Genomic DNA, 14,160 nt, shown 5'->3' with positions numbered 1-14,160 from the left:
ACCGCCGACGGGACCACACCGCACGAGCGCCACAGCCGGGCCAGCGACACCATCAACGCCCACAAGACCGGCTGGACCACATCCACCCGACCCCACAGCGCCTCGTCCTCGCTGTCCAGGACGTCCCACAGCGACCAGTCCACGTGCGGCTCCAACGCCGCCGCGCACTCCTCAAGGCCCTCGCGGAACTCCGGCGACCAGCCCGCCAGCTCCCGGCCCATACCCAGCCACTGAGTGCCCTGACCCGGGAACACCAGCACCGGAGCGCCTTGACCCATGCCACGCACACTCGTGACGACGCCCGGAACCTCACGGCCGTCCGCAAGCGCCTCAAGACCCCGCCGGAAGTCCGCCAGGTCCGAGCCCAGAACGACCGCGCGATGGCCGAGAGCAGCACGCGTCGTCGAGAGGGAGGAAGCGATCCGACCGGCCGTGGGGCCGCCGTCCACGTCCAGCTCCTGCACATGCGCGAGCAGTCGGGCGGCCTGCCCGCGCAGCGCCTGCTGCGTTCGGCCCGACAGCACCCACGGCACCACACCCTCGGTCTTCACCGCCGGGTCGGCGGACACCTCGTCGGCGTGCTCGGGCGCGGCCTCCAGGATCACGTGCGCGTTCGTACCGCTCACACCGAACGACGACACACCGGCCCGGCGCGGACGATCCGTCTCCGGCCACTGACGCGCCTCCGTCAGCAGCTCGACAGCCCCCGCCTCCCAGTCCACATGCGACGACGGCTCCCCCACATGCAGCGTGGCCGGCAGCACACCATGGCGCATCGCCTCCACCATCTTGATCACACCACCGACACCCGCAGCCGCCTGCGTATGACCGATGTTCGACTTCAACGACCCCAGATACAGGGGCTCTTCACGATCCTGCCCGTACGTCGCAAGCAACGCCTGCGCCTCGATCGGGTCACCCAACGTCGTCCCCGTGCCATGCGCCTCCACCACATCCACATCGGCAGGGTCGAGCCGCGCCGCATCCAGCGCCGCACGGATCACCCGCTCCTGCGACGGACCATTCGGCGCCGTCAAACCATTCGACGCACCATCCTGATTCACCGCCGAACCCCGCACCACAGCCAACACCTCATGGCCACGCTCCAGAGCATCCGAGAGCCGCTCCACCAGCAGCACACCCACACCCTCGCCCCAGCCCGTACCGTCGGCATCCGCCGAGAAGGCCTTGCAACGGCCGTCGGCGGAGAGTGCGCCCTGCGTGCTGAACTCGATGAAGGTACCGGGCAGCGGCATCACGGTGACGCCGCCCGCCAGCGCCATGGAGCACTCGCCGTTGCGCAGCGACTGCGCCGCCAGGTGCAGCGCGACCAGCGACGACGAGCACGCCGTGTCCACGCTGAGCGCCGGTCCCCGCAGGCCGAAGGTGTAGGAGATGCGGCCGGACAGCACACTGGCGGTGTTGCCGGTGCCGAGGTGGCCCTCGGTAGCGGTCTCGGAGCCGAGCAGCAGGGCCGCGTAGTCCTGGCCGTTGGTGCCGGCGAACACCCCGGTGTCGCTGCCGCCGACCGAGGTCGGGTCGATGCCGGCCCGTTCGAACGCCTCCCAGGACGCCTCGAGGAGCAGCCGCTGCTGCGGGTCCATCGCGAGCGCCTCGCGCGGCGAGATGTTGAACAGGCCCGCGTCGAAGGCGGCGACGTCGTCGAGGAAGCCGCCCGCGCGACTGGACGAGAGTCCGTCGGGGCCGAGCAGGGTGTCGAGGTCCCATCCGCGGTCCGCCGGGAAGTCGCCCATCGCGTCGGTACCGGAGGCCACCAGGCCCCACAGCGCCTCGGGCGAGTCCACACCGCCGGGGAATCGGCAGGCCATCCCGATGATGGCGATGGGCTCGTCCGTCGCCGCCCGGCCGCCGCCTGCGGCCGGGCGGGCGGCGGAGGCCGACGTCTGGCCGGACAGCAGGGTGAGCAGGTGCGCGGCGAGGGCTGCGGGGGTCGGGAAGTCGAAGACCAGGCCGGCCGGCAGGGACAGGCCCGTCCGGGAGGCCAGGAGGTTGCGCAGCTCCAGGGCGGTGAGGGAGTCGAAACCCAGGTCGTGGAAGGCGCGTTCGCGGTCCACGGCCGCGGGCGAGCCGTGGCCGAGGACGGCCGCGACGGCCTCCAGGACGAGGGTCTCGGCGCCGCGCGCCTGCTCGGCGGCGTCCGCGTCCGGCGCGGCGAGCGCGGCAGGACCGGCGGCCTCGACTCCGCGTACGACCGGGGCGGCCTCGGGGAGTTCGGCGAACAGCCTGCTGGGCCGTACCGCCGTGAAGCCCGGGGCGAACCGTTCCCAGTCGATGTCCGCGACGACCAGCGTGCCGTCTCCTTCGGCCAGGGCGGTGGCCATGGCTCCCAGCGCCCGGTCCTCCGCCATGGCGGGCAGCCCGCCGCGCGCCAGCCGGGCCGCGGCCGCCGGATCGGCGGCCATCCCGGCTCCGGCCCAGGCGCCCCAGGCGAGGGCGGTGCCGGGCAGGCCCCGGGAGCGGCGGCGTTCCACCAGGGCGTCGAGGTGCGCGTTGGCGGCGGCGTAGGAACCCTGCCCGGCGCTGCCGAGCACGCCCGCGACGGAGGAGAAGACGACGAAGTCGGTAAGTTCGCCAGTGAGTTCGTCCAGCAGGTCGGCGGAGTGGGCCTTGGCGTCGAGTACGGCGGCGAGCCGTTCGGGCGTCAGCGCGTCGAGCACACCGTCGTCGACGATCCCCGCCGCGTGCACGACCGCGGTCACCGGGTGGCGTTCAAGAAGTTCGGCCACCGAGTCCCGGTCGCTCAGGTCGCAGGAGACGACGACGGCGTCGCAGCCGCGCTCCGCGAGCTCCGCGACCAGCTCGGACGCGCCCGGTGCGGCGGGGCCGCGCCGGCTCGCCACGACGAGGCGGGTGGCGCCACGCTCGGCCAGCAGACGGGCGACGTTGGCGCCCAGCGCACCGGTGCCACCGGTGACCAGGACGGGCCCGTCGGTGCGCCACTCGGCCGGCTGAGTCTGCCCGGCCGCAGCGGTGGGGGCACGCCGCAGCCGGCGGACGTGGATGCCGGTCGGCCGGACGGCCGCCTGGTCCTCGCCCGCGTCCCCGGCCAGCAGCTGGGCCAGCCGCTCGACCGCCCGTCGGTCGAGTCGCTCCGGCACGTCGACCAGGCCGCCCCAGCGGTCGGGGTGTTCGAGGGCGGCGACCCGGCCGAGTCCCCACAGCTGGGCCGCGGCGGGACGGCACTCGTCGCCGGGCACGGCCACGACTGCGCCGGAGGTGAGGCACCACAGCGGTGCGGCGAGTCCGGCGTCGCCCTGAGCCTGGATGACCAGCAGCAGCTCGGCGGCGGTGTCCACGCACACGAGCACCCCGGCGACGGGCCGGCCGCCGTCGGCGGCGACCGACGCCAGGCCGGCCATCCCGGCAGCGCACTCCGTACGGTCCGCGCCGAGTTCCGTCATCACGGCGACATCGGCGCCCGCGGCACGCAGGCCGTCGGCGAGCCCGTCGGGGGCCTCGCCGCCCGTGACCAGGAGCCAGGTGCCGCTCAGCCGCACCGGCCGGTCGGTGAGCTGGGTCCAGCCGACGCGGTAGCGCCAGGCGTCGGTGGTGGCCTTGTGCCGGCCCCGCTCCCGCCAGGCGGCGAGGGCGGGCAGGACGGCGCCCAGGCCGTCCCGCTGGTCCTCGTCGAGTCGCAGCGCGCCGGCCACGGCGTCGGCGTCGGCCGAGTCCACGGCCGCCCAGAACTCCCGCTCGACCGGGTTCTCCGCCGCGACGGGTCGGGGGACGACGGGAGTCGGCCAGTACCGTCGGCGGGCGAAGGGGTACGTGGGCAGAGCGATCCGGGCGCCTCCGAACGGGGCGAGGTAGGCGGACCAGTCCACCGGGACGCCACGGGTGTGCAGACGGGCCAGCGCGCGGACGAGGGTGGTGGCCTCGGGGCGGTCGGGGCGCAGCGCGGGTACGGCGGCCAGGGTGTCGACCTGCTCCGGTACGAAGGCGGAGAGCACGCCGGCAGGGCCCAGCTCCAGTGCCGTACGTACACCGTTGAGGGAGGCGATCGCGTCGGCGAAGCGAACGGGCTCACGGATCTGACCGACCCAGTAGTCCGGCGTCGCGATGTCCCCGGGCGCCGTAGTGACGACCGGAATCGTCGGCGCGTGGTACGTCAACGACTTCGCGACGGACGCGAACTCGTCGAGCATCGGCTCCATCAGATGCGAATGGAACGCGTGGGAGACAGTCAGGCGCTTGACCCGTACGTTCTCTGCTCGGAGGCGCTCCTCCAGTACAGCTATCGCGTCGGCGTCGCCCGAGACCGTCAGGGAGGTGGGGCCGTTCACGGCCGCAAGGTCCACGCCCTCGGGCAGCTCAAGCCCCTCTTCTGCTGCTTCGACGGCCAGCATCGCGCCGCCCGACGGCAGCGCGTCCATCAAGCGCCCGCGTGCTGAGACGAGAACGCAGGCATCGTCCAGGGACAGCACTCCGGCCACGTGCGCGGCGGCCAGCTCACCGATCGAGTGGCCCACCAGGACGTCCGGGGTGACACCCCAGGACTCCACCAGCCGGAACAGCGCCACCTCGACTGCGAACAGACCAGGCTGCGCGTAGACGGTCCGGTCCAGGGCCTCACCGTCCTCGAACACGACCTCACGCAGCGGCCGTTCGAGGTCCACCCGCGCACAGACGTCGTCGAACGCGTCCGCGAACACCGGGAACGCCTCGTACAGCTCACGCCCCATACCGACCCGCTGCGCACCCTGGCCGGTGAACAGCAGCGCCAGCCCGCCGTGCACGACCTGGTCACGTACCGCGTCCTGCGGCTGCTCACCCGCGGCCAGTGCCGTCAGTACGGCGGTGTGGTCGCCGAAGACCACCGCGCGGTGGTCCAGGTCGGCGCGAGTGGTGACCAGGGTGAGCGCCAGGTCGGCCGGGTCCGCGTCCACGCCGGCGAGCCGGCCGGCCTGCTCGGCGAGGGCGTCCGGCGTGGCGCCGGACAGCGGGACGGGCAGCGGGAGGTCCGGGTGCTCGTGCTGCTGCGGGGTGTCGGAGGGTACCTCGGCCGGGTCGGGGGCCTGCTCCAGAATGGTGTGCGCGTTGGTGCCGCTGATGCCGAACGACGACACGGCCGCCCTCCGGGGCCGGTTCGCCTGCGGCCACGGGCGGTTCTCGGTGAGCAGTTCCACCGCGCCGGCCGACCAGTCCACTTCCGGGGTCGGCTCGTCCACGTGCAGCGTCCGGGGCAGCACCCCGTGCCGGAGCGCCATGACGGCCTTGATCACGCCCACGACGCCTGCGGCGGCCTGGGTGTGTCCGATGTTGGACTTCACCGAGCCCAGGTACAGGGGTTCGTCGCGGTCCTGGCCGTACGTCGCGAGCAGGGCCTGCGCCTCGATCGGGTCGCCGAGCCTCGTGCCCGTGCCGTGCGCCTCCACCGCGTCCACATCGGACGCCTCAAGTCCCGCCGACGCCAGCGCGGCCCGGATCACCCGCTGCTGCGCTGGACCGTTCGGCGCCGTCAGCCCGTTCGACGCGCCGTCGGAGTTGACCGCGCTGCCGCGGACCACCGCGAGGACCTCGTGCCCGTTGCGGCGCGCGTCCGAGAGCCGCTCGACGAGCAGGACACCCACGCCCTCGCCCCAGCCGGTGCCGTCCGCGCCCGCGGCGAAGGCCTTGCACCGGCCGTCGGCGGCCTGGCCGCGCTGCTTGCTGAACTCGGCGAAGACGGACGGCAGGGAGAGCACGTTGACGCCGCCGACCAGGGCCAGGTCGGACTCCCGGTGGCGCAGGGACTGGCAGGCCAGATGGAGGGCCACCAGGGAGGAGGAGCACGCGGTGTCCACGGTGACCGCCGGGCCCTCGAGACCGAAGGCGTAGGCGACACGGCCCGAGAGCACGCTGGGGGATCCGCCGGTGACCAGATAGCCGTCGCCGGCCTGGGGGTCCGCCGCAAGGACGGTCAGGTAGTCCTGGCCGCCGGCGCCGGCGTACACCGCCGTACGCGACCCGGCCAGCGACCGGGGGTGGATGCCCGCCCGCTCCAGTACCTCCCAGGACGCTTCGAGGAGCAATCGCTGCTGCGGGTCCATCGCCAGCGCCTCGCGCGGCGAGATGCCGAACAGGTCGGCGTCGAAGGCGGTCGCGTCGGGGAGGAAGCCGCCCGTCCGCGGGTAGTCGCCGCCGGGCGCGTCGAGGTCCCAGCCGCGGTCGGCGGGGAAGGGGCCCATCGCGTCGGTGCCGGACCGGACCAGTTCCCACAGGTCCTCCGGGGAGCGGACGCCGCCCGGGAAGCGGCAGGCCATGCCGACGAGGACGATCGGGTCGTCGTCCGCCGCGGCGGCGTCGCCGTGTACGGGCACGGCCGGGGCCGCGGTGTCGGGAACCGGTCCGGCACTCCCGCCGGTGATCTCGGCGGCCAGGAAACGGGAGAGGGCCAGCGGGCTGGGGTGGTCGAAGACGAGGGTGGCGGACATGCGCAGACCCGTGGTGAAGGTCAGGCGGTTGCGCAGTTCGACGGCGCCCGCCGAGGTGAGGCCCAGCTCGCCGAAGGCCCGGCCGGGCTCCACCTCGGAGGCGGACTCGTGGCCGAGTACCAGCGCCACCTGGTCACGGACCAGGTCGAGCAGGAACCGGTTACGCTCCGCCTCCGAGGCTCCGGCCAGCCGTTGGGCCGGCGGCAGGTTCTCCTGGTCGGCGGCGGGGCCCTGGGCCGCGCTCTGTTCGGCTGTCTGCCGGAGGCTGCGGACGTCGGCGAGCTCGTCGAGCAGGCGGCTGGGGCGGGTGGCGGTGAAGAACCAGGAGAAGACCTCCCAGCGGATGTCGGCGAGGGCAAGCGTGGTCTCGTCCCGCTCCAGCGCCGTACGCAGTCCCGCGAGGGCGTGTGCGGGCTCCATACGGAGGATGCCGTGGCGTTCGAGTACGTCGCCGAAGCCTCCCTCGGCCATGCCGGCGCCCGCCCATGATCCCCAGGCCACGGAGGTCGCGGCCAGGCCCTGGGAACGGCGGTACTGTGCGAAGGCGTCCAGGAAGGCGTTGCCGGGGGCGTAGTTGCCCTCGCCGGCCGAGCCGAAGACGCCGGCCAGCGACGAGAAGAGCACGAAGGCCGAGAGGTCCAGGTGCGCGGTGAGCCGGTGCAGGTTGAGGGCGCTGGCGACCTTGGCGCGCAGCGCGGTCTCCACACGGTCCGGTGTGAGGGAGTCCACGATGCTGGAGTCGACGACGCCGGCGGCGTGAAAAACGGCGGTCAGCGGCTGTGCGGCGGGCAGCTCGGCGAGGACGGCCGCCAGCGCGTCGTGGTCGGCCGCGTCCACCGCGGCGACCGTGACCTCGGCTCCCGATTGCCGCAGTTCGGCGGCGAGTTCCGCCGCGCCGGGGGCCTCCGGGCCGCGCCGGCTGAGCAGGAGCAGGTGTTCGGCGCCCGAGGCGGCGAGCCAGCGGGCGACGTGCGCACCGACACCACCGGTGCCGCCGGTCACCAGCACGGTGCCGGACGACTGCCATGTGCGGCCGGGCGGGGCCGGCTCGGCTCGGCGCAGGCGGGGCACGAAGACCCCGGTGGCGCGTATCGCCGCCTGGTCCTCGCCCGTGCCGGCGAGGACCGCCGCCAGCCGGGACATCGCGCGCGGCTCGGGGTCGGCGGGCAGGTCGATCAGGCCGCCCCACTGGGTGTACTCGTGGGCGGCGACCCGGCCAAGACCCCAGGTCAGGGCCTGTACCGGGGCGGTGACGGTGTCGCCCGGCCCGGCGGCGACGGCGCCGGAGGTGGCGCACCACAGACGCATCGGTTCGCCGGTGTCGTGCACGGCGTGGAGCAGGGTGATGCCGGCGGCGAAGCCGGTCGGGGTGGCGGGGTGTCCGGGGGCGGGGTCCTCGGCGAGGGAGAGCAGCGACAGCACGCCGTCGGCGCCGCGCAACCGCTCGGCGAGGGTGCCGCGCTCGTCCTCGGGGGCCACGGGCAGCAGTTCGGGGGCGGCGCCGGCCGCATCGAGGGCCGAGAGAACCGCGGTGACCAGCGCATGTTCGTGGTGGTCCGGGTGTACGGCCACCATCCAGCGGCCGTCGAGCCGCCCGGCGGGGAGCTGCGCGGGCGTCCACGCGGTCCGGTAGCACCAGCTCTCGGCCCGGCTGCGTTCGCGGTCGCGCCGGTGCCAGGAGGAGAGCGCGGACAGCGCTTCGGCCAGTGGGGTCCGGCCGCTGACGTCGAGCATGGCCTGGAGCGCCGGGAGGTCCTCGTTCTCGACGGCGGACCAGAACCAGTCCTGTGCGCGATCGGTGGCGGGCAGTTCGGGCTCGGCGGTGTCGAGCCAGTAGCGGCGTCGCTGGAAGGCGTAAGTGGGGAGGTCGACGGGCCGGGCGTCGGGCAGGACGCCGGTCCAGTCGACCGGGACACCGGCCACGTGGGCCTCGGCGAGGGCGGTCAGCCAGCGCGTCGCGTCCCCACGGTCACGGTGAAGGGTGGCCAGCGTGACGCCCGGCTGCCCGGACGCCTCCAACGACTGCTCGATGCCAGGAGTCAGTACCGGATGCGGGCTGGACTCCAGGAACACCGACCGGCCGTCGGCCAGCAGCGCATTCGTCGCCTCGTCGAACCGGACCAACGACCGCAGACTCTCGTACCAGTAGCCCGCGTCCATCACCGCCGTGTCGATCCGGCCACCGGTCACCGACGAATACAGCGGAATAGCCGACGACTTGGGTTCTATCGGAGCCAGGTCGGTAAGGATCTGCTCGCGCAGCTCCTCCACCTGTACGGAGTGCGAGGCGTAATCCACGGGGACCCGGCGTGCCCGAATCCCACGCTCCACGCACGCGGCCATCAGCTCGTCGAGTGCGTCCGGCTCACCGGACACCACCGTCGAACCGGGACCGTTGACCGCAGCCACGGACACCCGGCCCTCGAAGCCGGCCACCAGCTCGGCGGCCACCTTCGCGCCGGCGACCAGCGAGACCATTCCGCCCCGTCCGGCCAGTGCCCGCAGGGTACGTGAACGCAGCGCCACCACACGTGCGCCGTCCTCCACCGACAGACCGCCGGCCACCACCGCGGCCGCGATCTCACCCTGCGAATGACCCACCACGGCGGACGGCACCACACCGCACGAGCGCCACAGCTTGGCCAGCGAAACCATCAGTGCCCACAGAACCGGCTGGACCACATCCACCCGACCCCAAAGCGCCTCATCGTCGCTGTCGAGCACATCCCACAGCGACCAGTCCACATGCGGCTCCAACGCCGCCGCGCACTCCTCCAGGCCCTCCCGGAACACCGGCGACCAACCCGCCAGCTCCCGGCCCATACCCAGCCACTGCGACCCCTGCCCCGGGAACACCAACACCGGAGCACCCTGACCCGAGCCACGCACACTCGTGACGACGCCCGGAACCTCACGGCCCTCCGCGAGCGCCTCAAGACCCCGCCGGAAGTCCGCCAGATCCGAGCCCAGAACGACCGCACGATGCCCCAGAGCGGCACGCGTCACCGCAAGCGAGAAGCCGATCCGACCGACCGTGGGGCCGCGGTCGTCCGCGTCCAACTCCCGGACGTGGTCGAGCAGACGCGCGGCCTGGCCTTGCAGCGCCTGCTCGGTCCGCCCCGACAGCACCCACGGCACGACACCGCCGGCCTCCGCCGGAGCAGCGGGCGCCTCGGCGGCGTCGGGCTCGGCGGGCCGGTACTCCTCCAGGATCACGTGCGCGTTCGTGCCGCTCACACCGAACGACGACACACCCGCCCGCCGCGGCTCCTCGCCCTCGGGCCACTGGCGCGCCTCCGTCAGCAGCTCGACGGCCCCCGCCGACCAGTCGACGTGCGGTGTCGGCTCGGCCACGTGCAGGGTGGCCGGCAGCACGCCATGGCGCATCGCCTCCACCATCTTGATCACACCGCCGACACCCGCGGCCGCCTGCGTGTGCCCGATGTTCGACTTCAACGACCCGAGGTACGCCGGCCGACCGGCCGGCCGGCCCTGTCCGTACGTGGCGAGCAGCGCCTGCGCCTCGATCGGGTCACCAAGCGTCGTACCGGTACCGTGCGCCTCCACCGCGTCCACGTCGGCCGCCGTGAGCCGTGCGGCGTCCAGCGCGGCACGGATGACCCGCTGCTGCGAGGGGCCGTTGGGAGCCGTCAGGCCGCTGGAGGCGCCGTCCTGGTTGACTGCCGAACCGCGCACGACCGCCAGCACGCGGTGTCCGTTGCGCACCGCGTCCGAGAGCCGCTCCACGAGCAGCACACCGACGCCCTCGCCCCAGCCCGTGCCGTCGGAGTCCGCCGAGAAGGCCCTGCACCGGCCGTCGGCGGAGAGAGCGCCGGACATGCCGAAGTCGATGAAGGTGTTGGGGGTGATCATCACGGTGACGCCGCCCGCCAGCGCCATCGAGCACTCCCCGCTGCGCAGCGACCGCACCGCCAGGTGCAGCGCCACCAGCGACGACGAACACGCCGTGTCCACCGTCAGTGCGGGGCCTTCAAGACCGAGGGTGTAGGACACGCGGCCGGAGACGACGCTGCCGCTGCTGCCGGTGCCCAGGTGTCCGGCGACCTCCTCGGGGACGGACAGGGCACGGGAGGCGTACTCGTTGTACATGACACCGGTGAAGACACCCGTACGGCTGCCGCGCAGGGAGAGCGGGTCGATGCCGGCGCGTTCCACAGCCTCCCAGGAGGTCTCGAGCACCAGGCGCTGCTGCGGGTCCATGGCGAGGGCCTCGCGCGGCGAGATGTTGAAGAGCGAGGGGTCGAAGTCGGCGACCGCGTCGATGAACCCGCCCTCGCGGGTGAACTCGACGCCGGCGGCGGCTCCGGCGTCGAAGGGTGCCATGTCCCAGCCTCGGTCCACGGGGAAGCCGGAGACGGCGTCGACGCCGTCCCGCACCACGCGCCACAGCGCCTCGGGCGAGTCGACGCCCCCGGGGTAGCGGCAGGCCATGCCGATGATGGCGATCGGCTCGCGCTCGGCCGAATCCGCGGCACGGAGCCGCTGGCGCACCGCGGCGAGGTCCGCGGTGGCGCGCTTCAGGTAGTCCCGGAGCTTGTCCTCGGTGGATACGGCACGTGCGCCGGCTGTGTTGTCCTGCACCGCCTCAGACTCCTCTTTCGTTGTCGATGAAGGCGAAGAGTTCCTCGTCTCCTGCCGCGTCGAAGTCCGCGGCGGTGCCGACCGCACCCGTGTCGTCCCCGGCGTCGTACCGGGCGAGCAGCGCGTGCAGCCGCGCGACCACGCGTGCGCGTGTCTCGTCCTCCGGGCCGGTGGCGGAGAGGGCGGTGTCGAGCCGGTCCAGTTCGGCCAGAAGCGCGGCGGGGCCGGTTCTGGTGTCCTCGACGACCAGGTTCTCCAGCAGGTGGTCGGCGAGGCGCGCGGCGTTCGGGTGGTCGAAGATCAGCGTGGTGGGCAGCCGCAGCCCGGTGGCCGTGTTGAGCCGGTTGCGGATCTCGACCGCGGTGAGGGAGCTGAACCCCAGGTCGGTGAAGCCCTGTTCGGGTTCCACGGCCTCGGCCGAGGTGTGCCCGAGCACCGTGGCGGCATGGCCGCGTACGAGGTCGAGCACGGCCTGCCGACGCTCGGACGGGTCGAGGGCCGCGAGTCGGGTGGTGAACGACGCTGCGTCCTCCCCCGCCTCGGCCGCCCGCCGCGCGGGCTGCGGGACGAGGGCGTGCAGCAGTGGCGGCACCGGGACGCTGCCCGCACGTGCCCGCAGGGTCGCCAGATCCAGGCGGGCCGCCAGGAGGTGGGACCGGCCGGAGGTGAGGGCGGCGTCGAGCAGGGCGAGACCGTCCACGTCGGAGAGGGCCGTGCCGTCGCCGGTCGCGCGCCCGCGCACGTCCTCCGAGAGGTGACCGGTCATGCCGGTGGCCGTGGCCCACATGCCCCAGCCGATGGAGAGCGCGGTGCGGCCCTGTGCGTGGAGGCGGGCGGCGAGGGCGTCCAGCACCGCGTTGGCGGCGGCGTAGTTGGCCTGGCCTGCGCCGCCGAAGGTGCCGGAGGCGGAGGAGAAGAACACGAACGTCTCGGCCTCTGCCAGTTCGGCCAGGTGGAGCGCCGCGTCCGCCTTGGGGCGGAGCACCGTCGCGAGGCGCTCGGGCGTCATCGAGGTGAGGACACCGTCGTCGAGGACGCCCGCCGCGTGCACGACGGTCCCGATCCGGCGGCCGGCGAGCACCTGCGCGAGCCGGTCCCGGTCGGCGGCGTCGCAGGCCACGATCTCCGCCCGGGCTCCGAGAGCGGCGAGGTCGTCGGTGAGGGCGGCGGCCCCGGGTGCCTGCGGGCCGGAGCGGCTGAGCAGGAGCAGTTCGGTGACACCGTGCGTGGCCGCGAGGTGCCGGGCCACCAGGGCGCCGAGACCGCCGGTTCCGCCGGTGATCAGCACGGTCCCGGACGGCATTGCGGGCGACGTGGGCGCGTCGGCGGACCGGGCGCGCACGAGGCGCGGCACGTGCGGGGTGCCCTTACGGACGGCGGTCTCCGGCTCGCCGGGGAGGAGCGCCTCGGTCAGTCCGCCGAGGCTGCCGTCGGAGTCGATCGTCGCGAAGCGGCCGGGGTGCTCGGAGTGTGCCGTGCGCAGCAGTCCCCTGGCGGCGGCGCCGGGCAGGTCGGTGATGTCCTCACCGGGGTGGACGGCGACGGCTCCTGAGGTGAGCAGGACGATGCGCGATCCGTCGAAACGCTGGTCCGCGAGGAGGGTCTGTGCGGCGGCGAGCACCTCGGCGACCCGGTGGTGCACGTCCTCGGGCGTGGTGGCGGTCCCGGCCGGCCCGGAGAGCAGGACGACCTCGGGCACGGTCATGCCCGCGTCGATGGACTCGGTCAGTGCGGCCGTGTCGGAGTGCCACTCGACGGCGTAGGTCTCTTCCGCCAACTGGTCGGCGGCGCCGAGTGCGTCGGCGCCGACCACGGCCCACGAGACGGGGGCCGGACCTGCGGCGGCCGGCGTCCATTCGACGGCGAACAGCGCCTCGCGGGGTCCTTGCGCGGAGGCCAGCTGTGCGGCGGAGACCGGACGGAACTCCAGCGTCTCCACCTGGACGACGGGTGCGCCCGAGGTGTCCACGGCCTCCAGCCGAAGGGCATCGCGCGCGGCGGAGCGGCTGATCCGGACCCGCAGTTCGGTGGCGCCCGCGGCGTGCACGGTGACGCCCTGCCATGCGAACGGCACCCGCACCTCGCCGGTGTCGGGGAACAGGCGGCCGGCTCCGGCGGCGTGCAGGGCCGCGTCGAACAGCGCGGGGTGCAGGCCGAAGCCGGCGCTGTCGGTGCGGGCTTCCTGGGGAAGCACGATCTCGGCGAAGACCTCGTCGGCCCGCCGCCAGACGGCACGCAGGCCCTGGAAGGCCGGCCCGTATCCGTAGCCGCCTTCGGCCACGGCCGCGTAGAAACCGGCCGGGTCGACCGGTTCGGCGTCCCGGGGCGGCCACGGGACCGGCTCCGCGGCGGGCCCGGCGGGAGTGGTCCGCAGGGTGCCGGTGGCGTGCCGGGTCCAGGCGCCCTCGTCGCCCTCGGCGCGGGAGTAGACGGTGACGGCACGGCCGTCGTCCGCGGACGTGCCGTCGCCGACGGCGACCTGGACGACGACCGCCCCGTCCCCGGGCAGGGTGAGCGGTACCTCCAGGGTCAGTTCGTCCAGGTGCGGGTAGCCCGCCGACTCCCCGGCCCGGAGGGCCAGTTCTACGAGGGCGGTGCCGGGCAACAGGACCGTGCCGAGCAGGACGTGGTCGGCGATCCACGGGTGGGTGCCGGCGGCGATCCGACCGGTGAGCAGTACCCCGTCGCTGCCGGCCATGGGCACCGACGCGCCGAGCATCGGGTGATCGGCGCGGCCGAGGCCCACGGCGGAGACGTCGGTGGGCAGCACCCGCTTCTCGGGCCAGAAACGTTCCCGCTGGAAGGGGTAGGTGGGCAGGTCGACCACACGGCCCGTGCGGTCCTCCAGGACGCTGCTCCAGTCGACCGGGACGCCGGCCACGTGGGCTTCGGCGAGGGCGGTCAGCCAGCGTGTCGCGTCGCCGCGGTCGCGGTGGAGGGTGGCCAGCGTGACGCCCGGGTGACCGGCAGCTTCCAGCGTCTGCTCGATGCCAGGGGTCAGCACGGGGTGGGGGCTGCACTCCAGGAACACCGACCGGCCGTCGGCGAGCAGCGCATTCGTCGCCTCGTCGAACCGGACCAGCGACCGCAGACTCTCGTACCAGTACCCGGCGTCCATCACCGC

2 protein-coding genes are annotated in these 14,160 nt (G+C 73.9%); both read right to left on the bottom strand.

Going from position 1 to position 14,160, the window contains the following annotated elements; all coding sequences use genetic code 11:
* On the bottom strand, nt 1-11,036 hold an 11,036-nt coding region (locus ACFY8U_RS36140; RefSeq protein ID WP_389576375.1), incomplete at its 3' end, for a type I polyketide synthase.
* Nucleotides 11,037-11,040: 4 nt separating this feature from the next.
* Nucleotides 11,041-14,160 (bottom strand): SDR family NAD(P)-dependent oxidoreductase (locus ACFY8U_RS36135; protein ID WP_389576373.1); only part of this gene is annotated, 3,120 nt, incomplete at its 5' end.

This window comes from Streptomyces sp. NPDC012508 (assembly GCF_042902595.1).
Classification (GTDB): Bacteria; Actinomycetota; Actinomycetes; order Streptomycetales; family Streptomycetaceae; genus Streptomyces.
This window is presented reverse-complemented; position numbering and strand designations above follow the sequence as displayed.